Origin of the sequence: Stenotrophomonas rhizophila, assembly GCF_003751305.1 — a bacterium.
GTDB lineage: Bacteria > Pseudomonadota > Gammaproteobacteria > Xanthomonadales > Xanthomonadaceae > Stenotrophomonas > Stenotrophomonas rhizophila_B.
In genome coordinates this window covers 976,605-999,556 of sequence record NZ_RJKV01000002.1, presented here as the reverse complement: position 1 = coordinate 999,556, position 22,952 = coordinate 976,605, and the positions used below count along the sequence as shown (strand labels likewise).

The following is a 22,952-nucleotide window of genomic DNA, read 5'->3' as shown; positions in this document are numbered from 1 at the left end:
CTGTAACATGGCTGGAACTGAAACATCGAAACGTGCCCATGTCGATCAGCCTGCCCCGACACCGTTCCCGTCTGTCCGATCCGGATGCTGGCCAATTGCCCGTGATCTGGACGGTCAGCGTGTCGCGCCTGACCGGCCTGCTCGGCGATGTGATTCCGGAGTTCGACCGCCGCGCCCGCATCGTGCCGATCAATCTCGGCTTTGAGGAGGCAGTGGATGTGATCGGCCAACGCCTGCGGCGCGAGCACTGCGATGTCGTGATCGCCGGCGGCTCCAATGCGGCCTACCTGCGCAGCCGGTTGGAGGTGCCTTTGGTACCGATCCAGGCCAACGGCTTCGACCTGATGGAGGCGCTGGCGCGCGCACGCCGGATCGCACCACGGATCGGACTGGTCACGCATGCCACCGATGTGCCGACCTTCGGCAGCTTCCAGCACAGTTTCGGTCTGGACATCGAGCACCGCCGCTTCGTCACCCGTGAGGATGCGCGCGACTGCATCGCCGATCTGCGTGCCAACGGTATCGAGGTGATCGTCGGCACCGGCATGGCGATCGACCATGCCGAGCAGGTCGGGCTGCCCGGTGTGCTGCTGTACTCGGCCGACTCGGTGCGGCAAGCCTTCGAACATGCCTTGGAGCTGACCCAGACCCTGGCCCGTTCCGGGGCATCGTCACTGCGGCGGCGGGCACCGGCCAAGCGCCGGGATGCGGACCACGCCCTGCTCGGCGACAGCGCGCTGATCCAGCAGGTGCGCGAACACATTGCGCTGTATGCCCCGTACGACAGCACCGTGCTGGTGACCGGCGCGACCGGCACCGGCAAGGAGCTGGTCGCGCGGCAACTGCATAGCGCCAGTGGCCGCCGGGGTCGTTTCGTCGCGCTGAACTGCGGGGCGATCAGCGAGTCACTGCTGGAAGCTGAGCTGTTCGGTTACAACGAGGGCGCGTTCACCGGCGCGCGTCGTGGCGGTCGTGTCGGTCTGGTGGAAGCCGCCGAGGGCGGCACGCTGTTCCTCGATGAAATCGGCGAACTGCCGCTGCCGTTGCAGACCCGGCTGCTGCGGGTACTGGAAGAGCGCGAAGTGCTGCGCGTGGGCGCCACCGAGCCGACGCCGGTCGACGTGCGCGTGGTCGCGGCCACGCTGCAGACACTGGCATTGCTGGTGGACGCGCAGCGCTTTCGTCGCGATCTTTATTACCGCCTGGCGGCACTGCGCATCGCGCTGCCGACGCTGCACGAACGGCGCGAGGATGTCCCCTTGCTGGTGAGCCACTTCTTCCGGCAGCTGGCTGGTACCGACGCACCGCTGTCCACCGAGGCGATGGCGCGGCTGCGCGACTACGCCTGGCCGGGCAATGTGCGCGAACTGCGCAACATGGTCGACCGCCTGCGCATCCACTGGCAGCAGCAGCCGGGTGCGCTGTCGCTGCCGCAGATGCTGCAGTGGTTGCCGGAGCTGCACGCGGTGCAGCGCCCACGTGTGCTGCCAGGTCCCGGCGAACCGGCAGCGCTCAGCGCTGCTTCGGCGGCGCGACCGGATTCGGACGCGCTGCACCAGCTGCTGGCCGACTGCGGCGGCAACCGCGCGCAGGCCTGCGCGCAGCTGGGGGTCTCGCGAACGACGTTGTGGCGTTGGCTGCGCGAAGCAACGCCGGCCTAGATCAGGGGAACAGCATCCGCTTGCTCCACTGCCCGTCCGCGCCGATCTCATAGCACCAGCGCTCGTGCAGACGGAATTGCGCGCCGTACCAGAACTCGAGCCGCTGCGGCACCACGCGCAGGCCGCTCCAGCCTTCCGGTCGCGGCACATCGCGACCGTCGAAGCTGGCTTCGGTGGTGGCCACGCGCGCGTCAAACTCTTCGCGCGAGGCCAACGTCCTGGATTGCAGCGACGCCCACGCACCGATCTGGCTCATGCGCGGCCGCGAGGCGAAATACGCATCGGCCTCGGCATCACTGACCTGCTCCACGCGGCCTTCGATACGCACCTGGATGCCGGCTTCGCGCAGACTGCGCCACAGGAACAGCAGCGCCGCCTGCGGATTGGCCTGCAGCTCACGGCCCTTGTGGCTGTCCAGGTGGGTGTAGAACACGAAGCCGCGCTCGTCGAACGCCTTCAACAACACCGTCCGCGCGGAGGGCTGACCGCTCTGGTCGGCCGTGGCGACGGTCATCGCATTTGGTTCGACTTCGCGGCTTCCCTTGGCTTCTTCGAACAGCCCGGCAAAGGTGGACAACGCTTCGGCATACAGATCGGTCATGGCGGTTTTCTTGTCACGCGGTTTGGGTTTATTGTCGCTGCATGTCTGCACCTGCGTACATGCCCCCGACGAGAGGTTTTCCGGATGCACTGGTCGCACAGGCGCTGGACGACGCACTGAGCTGCGGCGCGGGCATCCCAGTATTGGCGATCAGCGGCCTGCAGGGGAGCGGCAAATCGACGCTGGCGGCCCAGGTGGTTGCCTTGGCGCAAACGCGCGGCCTGCGTGCGGCCATGCTCTCCATCGACGATGTGTACCTCACCCGTGCCCAGCGCCAACGTCTGGCCCGCCAGGTGCACCCGTTGCTGCTGACCCGCGGCCCGCCGGGCACCCACGATCTGGCCTTGGCCCATGCCACCTTGGACGCGGTCGCGGCCGGCGGCCCGGTCGCCCTGCCCCGCTTTGACAAACTCGCCGACGAGCGCCTGCCCGAAAAGGACTGGCCGCGCATTGACGGGCCACTCGACCTGCTGGTGTTCGAAGGCTGGTTCCTGGGGACCCCGGCGCAGGACGAGACCGATCTGGCCGAACCACTCAACGCGCTCGAGCGCGAGGCCGACGCCGATGGCCGCTGGCGCCGCGGGTGCAATCACGCCCTCGCTACCGACTACCCCGCGCTGTGGCAGCGCTGCGACCGGCTGTGGTTCCTGCAACCGCCGGATTTCTCGGTGATCCCGCGCTGGCGCTGGCAGCAGGAGCAGAACCTGCAGGCGGCCCAGCCCGACCGCAGCAGCATGAGCCGCGCTCAGCTGGAGCGCTTCGTGCAGTACTACGAACGGGTCAGCCGCCAGGCACTGCGTACCTTGCCCGCGTTGGCAGACACCGTCATTGCGCTGGACGAGCAGCGCCGGATCATTCCGACGCGCTGACCACGGCCACCACAGGGCGCGCGCAGATCAACCGACCAGGAAGGTGACCCGCAGATTCACCCGCCACTCGGTGATATTGCCCTCACCATCGGTCACCACCTTGGTTTCATTGATCCAGGCGCCCTGGATGCCTTTGACCGTCTCGGCCACCTTCTTCAGGCCACTGCGTACGGCGTCTTCCACGCTGGTCTTGGAGGACGCGTTGATCTCGATGATTTTGGCGACGGACATGGAGCGCTCCGGTGGCGCGCGGGACAGTCCGCGCCGGCCCACCATGGGGGGCCGCGCGTAAAGGCAATGGCACGGAGATGTTAGGATCGAGGGTAATGAATCCCGCTCCGAACCTCATCCTGATTGGCCCGATGGGCGCCGGCAAAACCTGCATCGGGCGCCGGCTGGCCGAGCGCTTCACGCTGGACTTCGTGGATGCCGACCAGGCCATCGTGGACAGCACCGGGGCCAGCATTCCGGCGATTTTCGAACACTCCGGGGAGGCCGGCTTCCGCCAGCATGAGCGTCAGGTCCTGCACGCCCTGCTGGATGGCCACGGTCAACTGATTTCCACCGGCGGTGGCGCGGTGCTGGATCCGGACAACCGCGCGGCGATCGCCCGCCGGGGTTTCGTGGTCTACCTGCGGGTCAGTGTGCCGGCCCAGCTGGAGCGGCTTGCCCGTGACCGCGGCCGCCCGCTGCTGCAGCGCCCGGACCGCGAACAGGTACTGCACGAGATGGCCGCCGCCCGTGACCCGCTGTACCAGGGCCTGGCCGACCTCACCCTGGATACCGACCTCTACACGCCCGCCGAGGCCACCGCGCAGTTGGTGCTGCGCCTGGCCGCGCAGTGGCAGCGACAGGAAACACCCGAATGACCCCCTCCCCGCGCACCGTTGCCGTCAGCGGCGACACCCCCTACACCATCCACATCGGCCCGGGCCTGTTCGGCCAGGGCGAGCTGCTGGCCCGCCATGTGCGCGGCCGCCATGTGCTGCTGCTCAGCGATTCCTCGGTGGCGCCGCTGTATCTGGCCGGGGTGACATCGGCGTTGCTGGCCGCGCGCCCGGACCTGCTGATCGGTGAGCTGCTGCTGCCGGCCGGCGAAGCCTCCAAGACCTTGGCCCACTTCGGCGATGCGATCACTGCACTGGCCGCCCTCGGCGCCACCCGCGATGCCTGCGTGATGGCGCTCGGTGGCGGCGTCGCTGGCGATCTGGCCGGCTTCGCGGCCGCCTGCTGGATGCGCGGTGTCGACTGCGTGCAGCTGCCGACCTCGCTGCTGGCGATGGTCGATTCCTCGGTCGGCGGCAAGACCGCGGTGGATATCCCCGAAGGCAAGAATCTGGTCGGCGCCTTCCACCCGCCGCGCGCCGTCATTGCCGATACCGCCGCCCTGCGTACCCTTCCGCCGCGCGAGCTGCGGGCCGGTCTGGCCGAGGTGATCAAGTACGGTGCCATCCGCGACCCGTTGTTCTTCCAGTGGCTGCAGGCCGAACACGCCGCGCTGCTGGCCGGCGATGACACCGCGCTGGCCCAGGCCATCGCACGCAGCTGCGAGCACAAGGCCGAGATCGTGGCGCGCGATCCGCTGGAAAAAGGGGAGCGCGCCCTGCTCAACCTGGGCCACACCTTCGGCCACGCGATCGAAACCGAACAGGGCTACGGCGCACCGGGCAACGACAACCTCAACCACGGCGAAGCCGTCGCGATCGGCATGGTCCTGGCCGCGCGCCTGTCGGCCCAGCTGGGCATGAGCGAAGACGCCGACACCGACCAGCTGCGCGAGCTGCTGCTGCGCTACGAACTGCCGGTTGCCATTCCGGCGGGCCTGCAGCCCGAAGCCCTGCTGGCCCGGATGCGGCTGGACAAGAAAAACGTCGCTGGCCGGTTGCGCCTGGTGCTGTGGCGCGGGATCGGCCGGGCCGAAGTGGTCGCCGATGTCGACGAGGCCGACGTCCTGCGCGTGCTCGCCGCCGGCTGAGCCTGCGACGTTCCGCCGCACCTGCCCGTCGCTGACGGCCGCCTGCGGCGTTCACGGCTACAATCGGGGCATGCGCGTCTTCCTGCACCAACACGCCCGCGGTGCCGATCCGGCCCGCTATCTCCAGCTCACCCTGCAACCGGACCTGTTCGGTGGCTGGGAACTGCTGCTCGAGTCCGGCCCCATCGGCGGGCGCGGGCAACTGCGCCGCGAGCTGCATCTGCAGGAAGACCTGGCGCTGGCCGCGTTCGAGAAGGCGCGCGACGCGCACCTGCATCGCGGCTACGAAGTGACCTATACCAGCGGTGATCCGCCGCCCTGAGCGGCCACCCCACCGCCATCGCCCTACCGCCACGACCCCATTCGGCCCTGCGCCACCAGATCCCAAGGAAGCGTTCCGTGACCAGCCCCTCCCGCCATGATCGCCTGCTGCGCGCCCTGCGCCGCGAACCGGTGGACTGCACCCCCGTCTGGCTGATGCGCCAGGCCGGCCGCTACCTGCCCGAGTACCGCGCCACCCGCGCCAAGGCCGGCAGCTTCCTGGCGATGGCCAAGAACCCGGACATCGCCTGCGAAGTCACCCTGCAGCCGCTGCGCCGCTTCGACCTCGATGCCGCCATCCTGTTCTCGGACATCCTCACCATCCCCGACGCAATGGGCCTGGAGCTGTACTTCGTCGAAGGCGAAGGCCCGAAGTTCCGCCACCCGGTCCGCGACGCAGCCGCCATCGCCAAGCTGGCGGTGCCGGACATGGAGACCGAACTGCGCTACGTGATGGACGCCGTCCGCGTGATCCGCCGCGAACTCGATGGCAGCGTGCCCCTGATCGGCTTCTCCGGCAGCCCGTGGACGCTGGCCTGCTACATGGTCGAAGGCGGCGGCAGCAAGGACTTTGCCCGCATCAAGGCGATGGCCCTGAACGAACCGGCCGCCCTGCACCAGCTGCTCTCGGTCGTCACCGACGCGGTGATCGCCTACCTCGCCGCCCAGCGCGCGGCCGGCGCCCAGGTCCTGCAGGTGTTCGATACGTGGGGCGGCGTACTCAGCCCGACCATGTACCGCGAATTCTCCCTGCGCTACCTGACCCGCATCGCCCAGGAACTCCAACGCGGTGAAGGCGCCGAACGCACCCCGCTGATCCTGTTCGGCAAAGGCACCGGCCTGCACCTCGGCGCCCTCGCCGACACCGGCGCCGACGCCCTCGGCGTCGACTGGACCCTCGACCTCGCCGACGCCGTTGCCCGCACCGGCGGCCGCGTCGCCCTGCAGGGCAACCTCGACCCCACCACCCTCTACGGCAACCCCGCCGCCATCGAACGCGCCGCCGGCCAGGTGCTCGACAGCTACGCCCAAGGCAACGGCGGCTCGCGCGAAGGCCACGTCTTCAACCTCGGCCACGGCATGTCGCCCGACATGAACCCCGACCACGTGCAGGTCCTGGTGGAAGCTGTACACCGCTTGAGCCGACGCTGATCGCCGCTGGTTGACAGCCGGCCAGCGGCCGGCACTACCCGGGCATGGCCGACGATGCACGCGTTCTGCATCCAGAACGCGTGCTTTCGTTTCCACCCTCGAGACGAACCACACGTGCCGTCCGCAGGCGATGGGTGCCGATCATTGCCGCGCTGCGCGCGGCCATCCACGCATGGCGTGGATCTACCCATGTCATTCCCGGCATCACGTCCATTCAGGGCATCAAGACGAACGTCTGATTTCCTGCATTTCCGCTTTTCCTGTGACAGCCAGACAACAGTCATGGGTGTGGCACGGGTGGGTTGGCGGGACCATGAGCGCCATGGATGGCGCGACATGAGCCTCCATGGACGGATTTACGGCGTGTCCCGCCGACCCACCCGTGCCGCACCCTCTCCTGGACACCGACCGAGCCAATGCTTCGGCTTCGGCTTCGGCTTCGACTTCGGCTTCGGCTTCGGCTTCAACTTTGACCACACCCTGATCCCACATCGGCGATCATATCGCCCTCGTTGACGAAGGCCCGCACCATGACGACCAGCAGCTACGCCTCGATCCGGCCCCTGTTGTGGCTCGTATCGCTGGCCATCTTCATGCAGATGCTGGACTCCACCATCGTCAACACCGCCCTGCCTGCCATGGCCCGCAGCCTCGGCGAAAGCCCTCTGCAGATGCAGTCCGTCGTCTTCAGCTACGCCCTCGCCGTGGCCACGTTCATCCCCGCTTCCGGCTGGATCGCCGACCGCTTCGGTACACGGCGCACCTTCCTCGTCGCCATCATCCTGTTCACCCTGGGCTCGCTCGCCTGCGCCCTTGCCCAGACCCTGCACCAGCTCGTCGGTGCGCGCGTCCTGCAGGGCATCGGGGGCGCCATGCTGCTGCCGGTCGGGCGCCTGGCCGTCATGCGCTCCGTCTCGCGCGAAGAGTTCCTGCGCGCCATGAGTTTCATCGCCATCCCCGCCTTGATCGGCCCGCTGATCGGACCGACCCTGGGCGGCTGGCTGGTCGAAGTCGCCTCCTGGCACTGGGTGTTCCTGATCAACCTCCCGATCGGCATCATCGGCTACGTCGCGGCCATGAAAATCATGCCGGACCACTACGCCGAGCACCGCACCCGCTTCGACATCGCCGGCTACCTCATGCTCGCCTTCGGCATGGTCGTGCTCTCCCTGGCGCTGGACGGCATCTCCGGCATGGCAACACCGCACGCGCTGGTGATGCTCATGACCGTCGCCGGCCTCGCCGCGCTCGTCGGCTACTGGCTGCATGCGGCCAACTCGACGGCGCCGCTGTTCTCGCTCGCGCTGTTCCATGTCCCCAGCTACCGCATCGGCATCCTCGGCAACCTGTTCTCGCGCATCGGCAGCAGTGCCATGCCCCTGCTGATTCCGCTGCTGTTGCAGGTGGGCATGGGGATGAGTCCGATGAACGCCGGCCTGTTGATGATTCCGGTCGCTGCCGCCGGCATGGTGTCCAAGCGCTATGCGGTCAAACTCGTCGAACGCTTCGGCTACCGCCGCGTGCTGATGGTCAACACCGTGCTGGTCGGCCTGGCGATGGCCAGTTTCATCTTCATGACACCCGGGCAACCCGTGTGGGTCCGTGTCGTCCAGCTGGCCCTGTTCGGCGCCGTCAACTCGCTGCAGTTCACCGTCATGAACACCGTCACCCTGCGCGATCTGGACCGCGACTTCGCCAGTGCCGGCAACAGCCTGCTGTCGATGGTGATGATGCTCGCCACCGGCTTCGGTGCCGCGGCGGCGGGCAGCCTGCTCGCCGCGTTCAACCACCTCGACGTCGCGCACGGCGCCACCGCTGCGTTGCACGCCACCTTCGTCTGCGTGGGTGCGATCACCCTGACCTCCACGCTGATCTTCTGGCAGTTGCCCGATACCCGCCCCTCCCCGCGCGACGTTGAAGAGGTCGCCGAATGACGGCGACCACGTAACGGCAGGCACGCACGGTCAGCGGACCAACGCTCCGCCGCTACCGGGTAGCGTGCAACACGCGCGCGATCGCCTCCACCAGCAGATCGCCGGTCACCGGCTTGCGCAGGAACCCATTGAAACCTGCCGCGCGCGCCTGCTCCTCGATCGCCGGGTCCGTGCGCGCCGTCACCGCAATCAACGGCATCTCGAAGCCCTGGCTGCGCAGGTGTTCGGCCAGCGCGATGCCGCCCAGTCCCGGCAGATCCAGATCCATCAGCACCACGTCGAACAGTGCCTCGCTGACCTCGCGCAGTGCCGACAGGGCATGCTCGGCGTGCACCACCTCATGGCCGCGCGCCGACAGCAGTCCGCGCACCACCTCGGCCACGGTCAGATCGTCCTCCACCAGCAGGATCCGCAAGGGCGTCAGCACCCACCGCTCGCCCTCGGCACCGACCACCTCGGCCGCCATACCCGACTGCAGGGCCAGCGGCAGCGTCACCGTGAAGCGCGTGCCGACGCCAAGCTGGCTGCGCACGCCGATCTGCCCCTGCATCGCCAGCGTCAGTTCGCGGCAGATCGCCAGGCCCAGCCCGCTGCCGCCGTACTGCGCGGCGGTGCGAGCGCCATCGGCCTGCTCGAAACGCCGGAACAGGCGTTCCTGCTGATCGCTGCTGATGCCCGGCCCGGTGTCTGCCACCTCGATGTGCAGGCCCCGTTCGGCGGTGATCCCGCGCACGATCAGGCGTACTTCGCCATGGCTGGTGAACTTCACCGCGTTGCCCAGCAGATTGAGCAGGATCTGGCGCACGCGCAGTTCGTCGCCCACCGTACTGGTGCCCACCGGCAACGCGTTGTCGACCACGAAACGCAGCCCCTTCTGCTCGGCCAGTGCCGCCATCAAGGTGCACACATCATCCACCAGGCGCTGCAGGTGGAACGGCTGCGCCTGCAGCTCCAGCCGGCCTGATTCGATCCGCGCCAGGTCCAGCGCATCGTTGACCAGATGCAGCAGATGTTCGCCGGCGTGCCGGATCGATTCGGTGTAACTGCGCTGCTGTGGATTCAAGGGCGAGGACAGCAGCAGCTCGCTCATGCCCAGCACCCCGGTCATCGGCGTGCGTACCTCATGCCCAAGATTCGCCAGGAAACGGGTCTTGGCCATCGAGGCCTGCTCGGCCAGCTCCTGCTTCTGCAGGGCCAGCTGGTACGCATGCCGGCGCTGCAACCGGCGCCGGTACAGCCATGCGAACAGACTCAGCAACAGCAACACCGCAGACGTCAGCAGCAACAGGCCGGTCAAACTGCGCCACCACGGCGGCTGCACGCGGAACTCAAGCACCTGCACGCGCGACCAGATGTGATCGGCCGAGCGCGCCTGCACCTCCAATCGATAACGGCCAGGCGGCAGGCGCGAGAACAGACGCTCGCCTGCCGGCCCCACTTCCACCCAGTCCGGATCGTAGCCAGCCAGCCGGTAGCGGTAATTGTTCGAGGTGGAATCGGCGAAGGACAGCAACCGCGCCACGATGCGCAGATCGCGATCACCGTCGGCGATGTCCAGCGGCGTGACATGGGTCAGGTCGAGCACCCGCTCGCCGCGACGCACCTCCACGCGTTCGATCACCAATGGCGCACGGCGCGTGGCCGGCTTGACCTGCTCCGGATCAAACACCACCACGCCGGCCGGGGTACCGCCCACGATGCGTCCGCTCGGCGTCAGTGTCAGCGTGCGGCGACGGAATTCCTGGCTGGGCAGGCCGTCATGCACGCCGTACGGACGCACGCTGCCGGTGACCGGATCGACGCGGATCAATCCGCGTGCATTCGCCGCCCACACTACGCCTTGACGGTCCACGACCAGTCCGGTGGCGGTCACCTCGGGATATCCAGCACTGCTGCCGATCACCGACTGCGGCGTAAGCCGGCCGTTGTCCCAGCGATACTGCGAGAGCTTTCCTTCTTCGGACAACCACACACTGTCATCGGCCGCGAAGGCCAGCGCATGCACCCCGCCCGTGGGGCCGCCGGGCAGTGGTTCGAATCGGGATCGCGCCGGCACCCAGTGCAGCAGTCCCTGGCCCGTCGCCACCCAGAGCCGGTCCTGGGGACCGCACTGGATGTCCTGCGCGATCTGCGTGGGCGCCAGCCCGGCGTGGCCCAACGTCACCCGGTGCAGCACGCGTCCATCCAGGTCGCGCTGCTGCAGCCCGCTCGCCGAGGATGTCCACAGCCGCTGGCCATCGCACAGCGCCATCGATTCGATCGCGCCGTCCATCGTTGCATCGACCGCCGCGTCGCGATCCCAGCGCTGGATCCGGTCCTGCTTCGGGTCATACCGCAGCAGCGCGTCCCATGAGCCGATCCAGACCTGTCCACGCGGATCTTCCAGCACCGACTGCAGCCACTGCGTGCCGTCCACCCAGGTGCGATGCTGCTGGATCTCGCCGCTCACCGGGTCGAACTTGTCCAATGCACCGTGCGTACCCACCGTCCACACACCACCGTCCGCCGCCGCGCCCATGCCGAGCACATAGGCATTGCGCAATGACGCCGGATCGTCCTCCAACCGCGACAGCACCGAGAACTGCCACCAGCGCGGCAGCAGGTGCCAGAGCCCTCCGTTGGTGCTGGCCAGCCAGATGCCGCCTTCGCGGTCTTCGTAGGCACCGGTCCAGTTCGGCCGCACCTGGCCACGCGCGACCGCGCTGTACAGCGGCACCTGCTGGTACTGGTTGTTCATGGCCCGGCCCAGCCCGGAACGGGTATCGAGCCAGTACCCGCCCTGCTCATCGCGCAGCATCATGCCCAGGATCTGGTCGCCCTCGGTGACCTTCCACGGCGCCGGTTCGAAGCGGCCATCCGGGCGGCGTACGGTGACCCCGGCGTTGCTGCTGATCCACAGGCTGCCATCCGGCTCGGCGGTCAGGCCGTTGATCACCCGCGGTGCCAGCTGCGCGTCAGGGACGGGATCGAAATCGTGGCCGGTCCAGCGTGCCAGCCCCGCCTTGGTACCCACCCAGAGGCTGCCATCCAGGGTCGTGGCCAGATACCCGACCGATGCCGCCGGCAGGCTGCGCGGGTTGCCCGGCTCGGGCATGTAGCGGGTCAGCGTGCCGTCGCGATCCAGCCGATGCAGGCCGCCCTGGTATGTGCCGAACCAGATCGCCCCGTCCGGCGTGGAGGCCAGGCTCCAGATCGTATTGCTGCCGATCTCCGGATGGCTGTCGCGATCGTAGAAGCGGATCTCGCGCCGATCGGCCGACATCATCGCCAGCCCGGCATTCTCCGTGCCGATCCAGACCTGGTTGCGTGCATCCACGTGCACCGTCCAGACGTGGTTGTCGCGCAGGCCATCCTCGGCGCGCCAGATGCGGTAATTGCGCCCGTCATAGCGGGCCAGACCGTCATTGGTGGCGATCCACAGATAGCCGAAGCGGTCTTCGGCCATACGGTTGACGGTATTGGAGGGCAGACCGTCGAACACGGTGAGCTGCCGCGGCGTCGGCGGTACCGGCTGCGCCGACACGCAGGTCGTCCAGAGCACACACAGGCCGATCAGCAACGGCCACAGCATACGCAACACCAATGGCTCTCCCGGGTCTGTCAGTGGATCCCCTGCCGCCGCCCGGCAATGCCCCGCATAGTAAACCGTTCCCCGCGCCGGCACGATCCACTCAGCACGGCCGTACCCGCTGCAGGGCCGCCTGCAGCGCGTCGCCGCCCAGCGGCTTGTGCAGCACGCCATCCGCACCGGCCCCGGCGACTTCGGCCGCCAGCGTGTCCTCGCGGCGCGCGGTGATCACCAGTACCGGCATGCCGTGCCCCTGCTGCCGGATCAGCCTGAGCAGTGACAGCCCGTCCATCCCCGGCAGATCCAGATCCAGCAGGATCACCTGCGTACCGGCGCTGGCCAGGTGCGACAGGGCCGCCAGCGCGTGACCGGCGTGGATGACGGCATGACCCTGGATCTGGAGCAGGCCCGAGACGACTTCGGCGACAAGCGGATCGTCCTCCACCAGCAGCACCTGCAGCGCACCGGGTGCGGGCGCGTCCGCTCTGACCGGGTCCTGCCGCTGCCATGGCAACGGCACGCTGAGCATAGCCTGCCAGGCTGGGCCGGCACGCTGCAGCAGGTGCAGGCGACCTTCAAGGGCGCGCGCCAGCATGTCGGTGTCGGCCAACGCGTCGCGTAGCGTTGACAGCGCCGGCACGGGTCCCCCGCCCGGTGTGACAATCACGTCGAACAACACGCCCGCGCGCCCTGGCAGCGACGCCACGCGCAGCACGATCCCCACTGCGGCGGTGTGCGCGACGAGGACGCCGAGCAGGCTCGCCAGCGCCTGCTGCAGGCGCTCCGGATCGCCCTCGGCATGGGCCCCGTCAGGCAGCTGCCGGCATAGCGTGAGTGCGCAGTGCCTGGGAACCAGTGAGCGTTCCAGCGCCGCGTGGAGGTCGCCAAGCCACGCGGCGATGTCGATGCGGCGCATCTGCAGCGGCAGCTTGCCGGCCTGCAGGCGTGCGGTCTGCAGCGCAGTGTCGACCACCTCCAGTACCTCTCGGCCGCCCTTCTGTATGTGCAGCACCTGCGCATGCTCGGCCGCCGACAGCGGCGCCGTCAGCAGCAGCTCGCTCATCCCCAGTACGCCGGTCAAGGGCGTGCGTATCTCATGGCCAAGCATCGCCAGATAGCGTGCCTTGGCCTGCGCCGCCCGTTCTGCGCGCGCCTGCCGTCGCGTGGCGCGCTGGCGTGCGACGTACCGGGTGTAGTGCCGACGCACCCGCCACGCGATGAGCATCAGCGCCGCGATCATCCCGATCAGCAACAACGCCCAGGCGCCGGGATGCGACCAGCCGCTGTAGGCCACGTGCAGTCGGGTGGACTGCAGCGGTGACCAGCGGCCATCCACGCCCCGGGCCTGGTATTCCAGCACATGCTCGCCCGGTGGCAGCCGCGGAAATCCGCGTGTGCCACGCTGTCCGGCACGGACCCACTCCGGATCTTTGCCACGCAGCCGGAACCGGTAATCGCTCACCCCGCCCTGGCTGCCGGTGAGCAGCCGCGCCGAAAGCTGGATGTCGCGATCATCGGCATTGAACCGGAGCGGATCGGCCACGGGCAGCTCGATCCAGCGCCCATGGCGACGCACCTGGACCCGGTCGATGACCAGCGTCGGCAGCAGCGTGGCTGCCGCCATTGCGGACGGATCCAGCACCAGTACGTCACCCTCCACGTCCGTTGCCATGAGGTGATTGCCGGCCACGATGAGGTCGTGACCGAACACCATCATCGGCATTCCATCCTCGGCGGTGTACAGCCGGATACCGCGCTGGTCGGGCTGCAGCCTCACCACCCCGCGTGCGCTGGTGGCCCACAAGGTGCCATCGCCGCTCTCGGCCAGACCACGCGGCAGCACCGCCGGCAGCCCATGGGTCGTATCGAACTGCTGGGACCGTTGCAGCCGCCCTGCGTCTTGCCCGTAGGCCACCCAGCCCTCTGCATCGGCCACCCACAGCCGTCCATCGGCGCCCTGTCGCAGCCCGCCCGCCTGGCGCCGCGGCGCGCCGGGGACGAGAGCGAAGTACTGCCCGGCGGAGTGCCACTGTTTGAGTCCTTCGCGGTCGCCCAGCCACATCTTTTCCGTCCTGTCGCAGTACAGGACGAAGGGCGCAGCCCCGGGACGCAACCGCACCGCATCGTAGGACCAGGTGCCAAGCACGGTGCCCGCCAGGGTGCGCTGTTGCAGATGCCCTTGGCCGGCAAGCCAGAGATGACCGCCACAGATGCGCAGCACGGCATGCCCGGCTGCTGTGTGACCTTGGGTCACGGGGTCCTGGTCCGCAACGCGCCAGCGCCGCTGACGGCGCCGCTCGGCATCCATCCGCGTCAGCCATGGGGCGGCGAACACCCACACCTGACCGCGACCATCGTCCACCACTGCGTGGCGATCGGTGCGCTGCAGATCATGTGCGTAGGGCCAGCGCCGCCGGTCGAATCCGTTCATCGGCGACACCTTGCCGAGCCACCCGCCGCGCGCGTGCCATGCAGTGCCGTCCGTCGCTGCGGTCAGTCCACCGGGCGCTACGCCGGCCACGACCGCTGGCGCTGCAAACCGCTCCACATGCCGCCATTGCGTACCAAGTCGCCACACACCTTGATGGCTGCCGAGCAACCAGGCCCTCCCCTGGCGATCTTCGACCACACGGGTGATGTGCGGCCGCGAATGCCGATCCCGCCCGGACAGCGTGACCGCATGCCGGTCCTGCCCCGAGCGGTCCTCCCACCACACCTGTGCACCGTCGGAGAACCATTGCCCACCCTCCCGGCTGTAACCCAGCCAGCGGTGACCCGGGTGACCGCGGCCCAGGTCGAGCTGCCCGGATGGCAGCTGGCGGACGTCGGTGCCCTCGGCCGTGCTCGACCACAGTGACCCCTGCGCATCCACGCCCAGCGCGGTCACCGGCCGCGCGATCGCACCGAGCCTGGCCGGCGGCTGGAACCGGTCGTCCTGCCACCGCGTCAGCCCCGCAGCCGTGCCCATCCACACGCCCCCCTCGGTATCGGCAGCCAGCCGCTCCACGCGGGCCGATGGCAGGCCGCGGCCATCGGCTGCCGGCAGATACTGGCGCAGACGCCCATCGACACCCAATCGGTAAGCGCCTGCGTCACGGGTACCGAACCAGACGCTGCCGTCGCCCAGCGGCTGCACCGCGAGCACCGGACTGGCGGCCGGTGCCGCGGCGCGCGGGCCTGCCCAGCGCGCCAGCTGCTGCCGATCGGCGGACAGACGTTGAAGGTAGCCATTGCCGGTACCGATCCAGAGCTGGTCCTGCCTGTCCAGTGCCAGGCTGCGCACATCGTTGTCGGCCAATCCATCCTCCATGCGCCACACACGGAACCCGCTGCCATCGTGCCGGGCGAGGCCATCGGCGGTGGCGAACCAGAGATAGCCATGGCGATCCTCCACGATCTGATGGACCTCGTTGGCGGGCAGTCCGTCTGCGGTCGTGATGCGCTGCGCAGGGCTGGACACTGCCGCTGCCGGAAAGGCCGTGATGAGCCAGCACAGGACCGTGCGCAGGCATCGCATCCTCGCCCGCCCCGTCATGCGCGTTGCCGGCATTGCGCCAGGCACGCCGCCAGCCTGGCCCGGCTCGCCGGCAGCCGCAGGAACAGATCGAACCCGGCGGCAGCCGCATCGCGCTCGGCCGCCGTGTCCGCGCGCGGTGTCAGCGCCAGCCGCGGAATGCCGGGCCAGCGGCGCTGCACGACAGTGCCGATCCGCTCTCCGTCCACACGCAAGCCCGGATCACTGACGATCAGATCCCAGCGCGCATCGCCCAGCGAGGCCGCCGCAGGATCATCAACGCTGCGTACCCACGCCACCCCATGCCCCAATGAACTCAGCAAGGCGTGCAGCACCTCGGCCACGGGCATGGCGGGCAACACCAGCAGCACACGCAGGCCGCCATGGAGCGCTTGGCCGGGGACCACAGGCAGCGCCGGCTCCCGGACATCGGCAGGGCAGCGCGGCAGCGGCAACCGCACCCGGAAACACGCCCCCTCGCCCGGCCGGCTCGACACGTCGATGTCGCCTCCCATGGCCCGCGCCAGATCGCGCGATATGGCCAGGCCCAGCCCGGTGCCGCCATAGCGGGCCAACGTCTGCGCACCGTCTGCCTGTTCGAACCGTTGGAACAGACGCGCGCACTGTGCCGCACTCATTCCCGGGCCGGTATCGATCACCTGCAACATCACGCCCTCGCCCTCGGCACCGGCACGAACCTCCAGGCGAACCGTGCCGCATGCGGTGAACTTGAGTGCGTTGCCCAGCAGGTTGAGCAGGATCTGCCGCAGATACCGCGCATCACCGTTGAAGCATGCAGACGCCGGCAGCGTACTGCGCCAAGCAAGTACCAGCCGCTTGCCCTGCGCCACCGGCAGCAGCAAGGCATGGACCGCCACGATCACCGGCTGAAGCAGGAACGGCACCGGCTGCGGCGTCAGGTGTCCGGATTCGATGCAGGCCAGATCAAGCGCGTCATCCATCAGGCGCAGCAGATGCTCGCCGGCCTGGTGGATGCTGCCGACCCGGCTGCGCTCGGCAGGCGCGAGCGGTGCGTGCGCCAACAGTTCACTCCAGCCCAGCACTGCCGTCATCGGCACGCGGATGCGGGCACCCAGTGTCGTGAGGAACCGCGTGCGCTGCAGTGATGCCTGTTCGGCCAAGCGCTGCCCTTCGCGCAACCCCCGCCAGCGACGTCGGCGCGTCCGACGTACCTCGCATGCCCATAGCCCCAATCCCAGCAGCGCAACGCCGGCTGCGGCCGCGCTCCAACGGGCGAGCGGGGTCTGCCACCACGCAGGCGAGACCTGCAATGCAATGCGCCGGATCGGCGACCAGTCACCCTCGCCCTTCCGGGCTTGCACCTCCAGCGTGTGCAGACCCACGGGCAAGCGCTCGAAAACACGCTGGCCGGCCGACCCGCTGTGCACCCAATCCGGATCGTATCCCTGCAGCCGGAACCGGTACCGCACGTTGCCCGGTGCGCCGCCGAGCAACCGTGCCGCCACCCGGACATGGCGATCAGCACCGGAAAGCGGCACGGATGCAACGCCCGCCGGCAACGTGATCTGTCGGCTGCCTCGCCTGGCCGTGATCGCGTGCACGACCAGGCCGGGCATCCGTGCCGGGGCCTGGACGGCGCGCGGCTCGAACAGCAACAGCCCGCCTTCGTGCACTGCTGCAGCGACACGCCCCCCGGCGGTGTGTATCAACCGCCGGGGCAGCACCGCCTGTGCGGGCAGGCCATCGTCACTGCCGTACTGCCGGACGCCGCCACCATCGGGATCGACCCGGATCAATCCGCGCGCGGCGCCCGCCCACGCGATGCCACGCTCATCGACCACCAGCGCCCGCGCAAGCAGCTGCGGGTACCCGTGCACGGCGCTGAAGCTGTGGGTTTTGCGCAACTGCTGCCCGTCCCAGCGGTATCGGCGCAGTACACCCGGGCTGCTGGCCCAATAGTGGTCATCCTCCCCGCGGGCGATGGCGCCGACTTCCTCCAGCGGGCCACCGCGCACCGCCGCGAAGCGCTCCTGCGCCGGCAACCAGCGTTTGATGCCAGCACGATCGCTTGCCCACAACGATCCGTCCTCGCCGCACAACAGCTGTGGCCCCGCGGCAGGCGGCAGCAGCCCGAGCGTCTGCGGCGCCGCCGACAGCTGCAGCACGCCATCGGCATCGCGCCGCTGTATGCGGTCTGCCCGGGCCAACCACAGCGCGCCATCGCTGCACACCTTCAGGTCCACACCGCCTGCGGTGCTGCCCAGATCCAGCAGCCAGTGCCGCATCCCGCCCGTGGTCGGCTCGTAGCGGGAGAGGGTGTTCCCGCTGGCCAACCACAGCCGGCCACGCAGATCTTCGGCCATCCCTACCGCCGCCTGCTGCATCCCCGCGGGCCGGTAATCGATGCGCAGCCGGCTGGTTCCGGTGCGCAGATCCACGCGCTGCACCTGCCCGCCATCCGTGGCGACCCACACCCGCTCACCGCGCGAGGGTGCCAGTGCCCAGACGTGTCCGCCGTCCAGGCCGGGGCTGCCCTCCCGGGCCGCCGGGAGCAGCGCGAACTGGCGCCAGCGTGCGGGAAGGTGCCACAGCCCTTGATCGTGCCCCGCCCACCACAGTCCTCCCAGACGGTCCTGGAAGGCAGCACTCACCAGCGTCGTGGACGAGGCGCCATCGTGACCGGGGAGCGGCACCGGCTGTGCGGCGTCGCCAGCACGATGCCGGAACATGCCTTCTGGGCCGCTCGTCCACAGCTCCCCCTCGCGGCTGCGCAGCACCGGCATGTCCCGTTGCGATGACGGTGCAACGCGCGCGCCATCGTCGTCCCACCGGATCACCGCGCGGCGGGTACGCGCCCAGACACCGCCCTGCGGATCGGCCCAGAGCGATTGGAGGCCACCGTGATCGCCTGCAGGCAGCGCCAGCGCAGTGAACCGGTTACCGTCGCGGCGCATCACGCTCTGCGGCGTACCTACCCAGAGCCGGCCATGACGGTCGACCACCAACGCGGTGACCTGGCTCGTCGGCACCCCGTCGTGCCGCAGCGATATGTTGCGCCACCGGCCATCACCATGCCGGGCGAACAGGCCATGGCCGGTCGTGCCGACCCACAGGATGCCATCCGGGGTACTGGTCACCTGCACGACACCGGTGCGCGGCAACACGGCACCGCCCTCGCCGCGCTCGCCATGGAAGACACGACGATCCGCCGACAGCGCAACCAGCCCCTGCGACGCCGTCGCCAACCAGATGCGCTGCTGCGCGTCGACATGCAGGGCGCGCAGGTCGCCATCGGGCAGTCCCTGCTCGCGGCGCCACGCGCGAAAGCGATGGCCATCGAAACGCAGCAGGCCATCGTCGCTGGCCATCCACAGATAACCGTCCTGGTCTTCGTCGATCGCGCGGATCGCCGATGTCGGCAACGCATCTGCCGGCCCCAGCCGCCGTGGCCACGGCAGGGTGACCAGACCATCAGCCATTGCCGGGACGGGCAACAACAGCACGGCCAGGAGAATGAAGGCGATCCATCCCCTGCCTGCACGACCGCACTGGCCTCCTGCCACCTATACTCCAACCATCCTCAGCTGCTCGAACAGCACGGTATGTCGAAGCGGTGGCCGTACCATCGGCCAGACCGTGCGGCCGTCACATCCCGGTCAATCAAGTTTCAGATTGAAATCGCAGGTTCGAAACAAAAATTCGATGTACACCTCATGCGATCCGCAGCCGGATCAGTAACGCAACGCCCGTACGGCGCGTGCCTGTGCAATGGCGTCCACCAGCAGATCACCGGTGACCGGCTTGCGCAGGAAACCGTCAAAGCCCGCGGCAAGCACCTGCTGTTCGGCGTAGGCATCCGAGCGCGCGGTGACCGCGATCAGCGGCAGCTCATACCCCATCGCGCGCAGCTGCCCGGCAATGGCGATGCCATCCAAGGCGGGCAGGTCGAGATCGAGCAGGCCGATATCGAAGCTTCCCGCCGCCACTTCCGACAACGCCGCCAGGCCGTGCAGAACATGCACCACCTCGTGCCCACGGGTCCGCAGCAGGCCAACGATCACGTCAGCCACGGTGGGGTCGTCTTCGACCAGCAGGATCCGCAGCGGCGGCAGCTGTGCGCGCGTTTCCGCGCCGGCGTCCCGCGACATTCCCATCGGTGAGAGCGACCAAGGCAACGGCAGCTCGACGGTGAAGCGCGCGCCATGACCGGGTCGGCTGTCGATGCCGATGCGCCCCCCCATCGCCACCGCCAACTCCTGGCAGATCGCCAGCCCCAGCCCGCTGCCACCGTAGCGCGACGCCGTGCGTGGGCCGTCAGCCTGCTCGAAGCGATGGAACAGCCGCGCCTGCTGGTCCTGGTTGATGCCCGGCCCGGTATCGGACACGTCGAAGACGAGGCCGCGTCCATCACCGCTCAGTTCCACGCCCAGCCCGACATGGCCCTGCTCGGTGAACTTGATCGCGTTGCCGAGCAGATTCATCAGGATCTGGCGCACGCGCATTTCATCGCCACTGACCTGCACGGGACCGGGCAGGTTGAAGCTGCGCTCGAACGCCAACCCGCGATGATGCGCCATCGGCTCCATCAGCGCTTCCACCTGCTCCATCAACGACATCAGGTCGAACGGCCGCAGGTCCAGCTCCAGTCGACCGGCCTCGATACGCGCCAGATCCAGTGCGTCATTGACCAGCCGCAGCAGGTGCTTGCCGGCATGCTGGATCGAGCCCGCGTAGCCCCGCTGCACCTCATCCAGCGGGGTGGCCAGCAGCAACTCGCTCATGCCCAGCACGCCGGTCATGGGGGTGCGCACTTCATGACCCAGCGTCGCCAGGAAGCGGCTCTTCGCCTGCGAGGCCTGCTCGGCCAGCTGCTGTTTGTGCACGGTCAGCTGCCATTGTTGACGACGGCGCAGGCGGGCACGCGCAACGTAGGCCAGCGCTGCTACCGCGACCAGGCCAAGCACTACGTACCCCACGATCGCCCAGCCACTGCGCCACCACGGCGGGCGTACCTCCAGCGCCAGCGTGCTGGAGGGCGTCCAGTCGCCCTGCGACGTGGCTGCCTGCACCTCGATGCGGTAGTGGCCCGCCGGCAGTCGCGACAGCAGTCGCTCCCCATCGGCGGCCTGCATGACCCAGTTCTGGTCGTAACCGGAGACGCGGTAGCGATAGCGGTTGCCATGTGGGTTGGCAAAGGACAGCAAGCGTGCGGACACGATGAGATCGCGGTCCTGCGGGCCGAGCACGATCGGCGCATGTGTGGACAACATCTGCTGACCCTCGGCGTCATCGCGACGGACCTGCACGCTGTCGATCACCAGCTGCGAAGGCGGCAACACCCTGTCAGGCGCGTCCGGATCGAAGCCGACCAGCCCGGTCGCGGTGACGGCCAGCACACGGCCATCGCGCGCCTGCACCGGTGGGCGATTGCTGAATTCCACATCCGGCAGCCCATCGCGCTCGCCATACAACCGCAGCTGCTGCGCGTCGGCATGCCAGCAGATCAGCCCGCGTGGCGTGGTCGCCCACACCTGTCCGTGTCTGCCCAGCGCCAGTCCGCCCATGGACACCGGCGGCATGCCCTCGGCAGGGCCGACGCGTTCACGCAGGCTCATGCTCAACCCATCCCAGCGGTACCGTTCCAGCGCCCCCTGGCGGGCCAGCCAAAGCTCGTCCGGCCCTGTCCACGCGGCATCGTAGATGTTGCCGCGCGAAATCCCGGGCACCTGCTCGAAGCGGCCATCATGCCAACGCCGCAGGCCCAGCGCGCCGCCCATCACCCACAGCTGGCCGCGCGGATCGAACACCATCTGTTCCACCGGGTCTTCCACGAGCCCACGGTCCTGGTCGTTGCGGATGGTGTCGAGCACGTTGCCCTGGGCATCGCGGCGCTGGATGCCGAAGTTCATGATCGACAACCACAGCTCACCATTGGGTGCTTGGCGGATCAGATCGATGCGCTGACGCACATCCGCGCCACCGCCGATCTTCCACTCCCGCAGTGTGCGCGTGGCGGGCTGGTACAGGCTCAATCGACCGGCACGCCCGATCCACACGGCCCCGTCGTCGCGCGGCAACAGCGACCAGGCCGCACCGACACCGATCTGCGTATCGTCGGCGATCTGGCGCAGCTCGCCTTGGGCATCAAGGCGGTAAAGCCCGTGCGCGCCGGAGATGTAGTAGTCATCGCCCGCTGCCGCGGCGCCGAGCAGATAGACACTGTCCAGCGGCTTGCCATCGAGCTGGTACCAGCTTGAGAAGCGTTTCCAGTCCGGCGGCAGATAGGCAAGGCCCTGGGTCAGCATGGCCACCCACAGGCCGCCCTCATGGTCCTGCAGCATGTCCAGCACGCCGCTGCGTGCGGTCAGGAAGCCGCTGCCCGCGTCGCCGGCGAGCAGGCGCATCGCGCGATCATCGCCCCGGTACAGGCCATCGGCCGTGCCCAGCCAGTACCCGCCATGACGGTCGTGGATGACCGTCGCCGCACGCACATCCGCGCTGAGCTTCCAGGCTGCCGCACGGGCCTGGTCGTCGGCATCGATGCGGAACAGCCCACCTTCAGTACCTGCCCAGACCGTCCCGTCGGGCTCACGGCTGAGGCGGAACACACTCTTGCCGCCGAGCAGCGCCGGCGCGATACGGGTGAAGCCATCGCCATCCCAACGGGCCACGCCATTGGACGTACCCACCCATACCCGCCCCTGCGGATCGGCCAGGAGACTGTAGATGGTGTTGTCGGGCAGGCTGCGTGGATCGTTCGGGTCTGCCTGGTAGGTGACCAGCGTGCCATCCTCACTGCGCCGGCACAGACCATGCTGGTTGGTGCCGATCCACAAGGACTGCGCGGCATACGCCAGCGACCAGAACTGGCCTTCGCAGGCCTCGCTCAAGGCGGAAAAACGGGTGAACGCCGTGCGTTCCGGGCCAAGCATGCTCAGGCCCACACCGTTGCTCCCCACCCAGACCCGGTCCAGCGGATCGACCAGCAGCGTTTCCACCTCGTTGCCGGGCAGCGAGCCAGGATCGGCCGGATCATTGCGCCACACCCGCAGGCCAACGCCGTCCACGCGGGCCAGCCCGTCATCGGTACCGGCCCAGATGTACCCCTGGCGGTCCTGGGCCAGCGCCAGCACCATGCGCGATGGCATGCCTTCGGCGGCGCTCAGGCGGCGCAAACGTGGCGTTTCTGCCGATGTCCCTGCGGCTTCCAACACTGACGGCACTGCGCACAACCACAGCGCCAACAGCACGATGCCTGCACCCCAGCGGCGCGTGCTCATCGATCCGGATCTCCCTGTTAGTGAGGATTGTCACACAGCGATCAGGACGGTGTCCGCATTCTGGCCCCGCTGCCGTGGATGGAACGGGTTGTTTC

13 protein-coding genes are annotated in these 22,952 nt (G+C 68.7%); 7 read left to right on the top strand and 6 right to left on the bottom strand.

Features of this window, described 5'->3' with window-relative positions:
• Window positions 1-44: 44 nt before the first annotated feature.
• Window positions 45-1,661: a propionate catabolism operon regulatory protein PrpR gene (gene prpR / locus EDF74_RS12905; RefSeq protein ID WP_123730880.1), complete on the top strand. Its 1,617-nt coding sequence runs from the start codon at window positions 45-47 to the stop codon at window positions 1,659-1,661.
• Window position 1,662: 1 nt separating this feature from the next.
• Here prpR and pdxH read toward each other — a convergent pair whose 3' ends face one another.
• Window positions 1,663-2,262 carry a pyridoxamine 5'-phosphate oxidase gene (gene pdxH, locus EDF74_RS12900; protein WP_123730475.1) on the bottom strand — a complete coding sequence of 200 codons (600 nt, stop codon included), beginning with the start codon at window positions 2,260-2,262 and terminating at the stop codon, window positions 1,663-1,665.
• A gap of 41 nt (window positions 2,263-2,303) precedes the next feature.
• On the opposite strand from pdxH, the gene EDF74_RS12895 reads away from it, so the two are divergent.
• Window positions 2,304-3,131: a kinase gene (locus EDF74_RS12895; protein WP_123730474.1), complete on the top strand. Its 828-nt coding sequence runs from the start codon at window positions 2,304-2,306 to the stop codon at window positions 3,129-3,131.
• A gap of 27 nt (window positions 3,132-3,158) precedes the next feature.
• Here the strand turns inward: EDF74_RS12895 and EDF74_RS12890 are convergent, their stop codons facing one another.
• Entirely contained in the window at window positions 3,159-3,362 is a 204-nt protein-coding gene (locus tag EDF74_RS12890; protein WP_123730473.1) for a dodecin family protein, read from the bottom strand.
• 95 nt (window positions 3,363-3,457) lie between these two features.
• Here EDF74_RS12890 and EDF74_RS12885 point away from each other — a divergent pair, with 95 nt between their 5' ends.
• From EDF74_RS12885 to mdtD, 5 genes are all read left to right on the top strand, one after another.
• Window positions 3,458-4,000 carry a shikimate kinase gene (locus tag EDF74_RS12885; protein WP_123730472.1) on the top strand — a complete coding sequence of 181 codons (543 nt, stop codon included), beginning with the start codon at window positions 3,458-3,460 and terminating at the stop codon, window positions 3,998-4,000.
• Window positions 3,997-5,106: a 3-dehydroquinate synthase gene (gene aroB, locus EDF74_RS12880; protein ID WP_123730471.1), complete on the top strand. Its 1,110-nt coding sequence runs from the start codon at window positions 3,997-3,999 to the stop codon at window positions 5,104-5,106. The genes EDF74_RS12885 and aroB overlap by 4 nt, the downstream gene beginning before the upstream one ends.
• 70 nt (window positions 5,107-5,176) lie before the next feature.
• Window positions 5,177-5,428 (top strand): WGR domain-containing protein, encoded by a 252-nt coding sequence (locus EDF74_RS12875; RefSeq protein WP_123730470.1) that lies wholly within the window; start codon window positions 5,177-5,179, stop codon window positions 5,426-5,428.
• Window positions 5,429-5,505: 77 nt separating this feature from the next.
• On the top strand, window positions 5,506-6,579 hold the full coding sequence (gene hemE / locus EDF74_RS12870; RefSeq protein WP_123730469.1) for a uroporphyrinogen decarboxylase: 1,074 nt from the start codon (window positions 5,506-5,508) through the stop codon (window positions 6,577-6,579).
• 530 nt (window positions 6,580-7,109) lie between these two features.
• Window positions 7,110-8,513: a multidrug transporter subunit MdtD gene (gene mdtD, locus EDF74_RS12865; RefSeq protein ID WP_123730468.1), complete on the top strand. Its 1,404-nt coding sequence runs from the start codon at window positions 7,110-7,112 to the stop codon at window positions 8,511-8,513.
• A gap of 52 nt (window positions 8,514-8,565) precedes the next feature.
• On the opposite strand, the gene EDF74_RS12860 is transcribed toward mdtD, so the two are convergent.
• From EDF74_RS12860 to EDF74_RS12845, 4 genes are all read right to left on the bottom strand, one after another.
• Entirely contained in the window at window positions 8,566-12,084 is a 3,519-nt protein-coding gene (locus EDF74_RS12860; RefSeq protein WP_123730467.1) for a sensor histidine kinase, read from the bottom strand.
• A 100-nt stretch (window positions 12,085-12,184) separates the two neighbouring features.
• Window positions 12,185-15,541, bottom strand: coding sequence for a hybrid sensor histidine kinase/response regulator (locus EDF74_RS12855; protein ID WP_184997230.1), 3,357 nt, complete (start codon window positions 15,539-15,541; stop codon window positions 12,185-12,187).
• Window positions 15,542-15,612: 71 nt separating this feature from the next.
• Window positions 15,613-19,056, bottom strand: a complete 3,444-nt coding sequence (locus EDF74_RS12850) for a hybrid sensor histidine kinase/response regulator (protein ID WP_123730465.1) — start codon at window positions 19,054-19,056, stop codon at window positions 15,613-15,615.
• Between the two features lie 252 nt (window positions 19,057-19,308).
• The gene (locus EDF74_RS12845) at window positions 19,309-22,857 is read right to left on the bottom strand and encodes a hybrid sensor histidine kinase/response regulator (RefSeq protein WP_123730464.1); all 3,549 of its coding nucleotides are present in this window, start codon (window positions 22,855-22,857) and stop codon (window positions 19,309-19,311) included.
• Window positions 22,858-22,952: the final 95 nt, after the last annotated feature.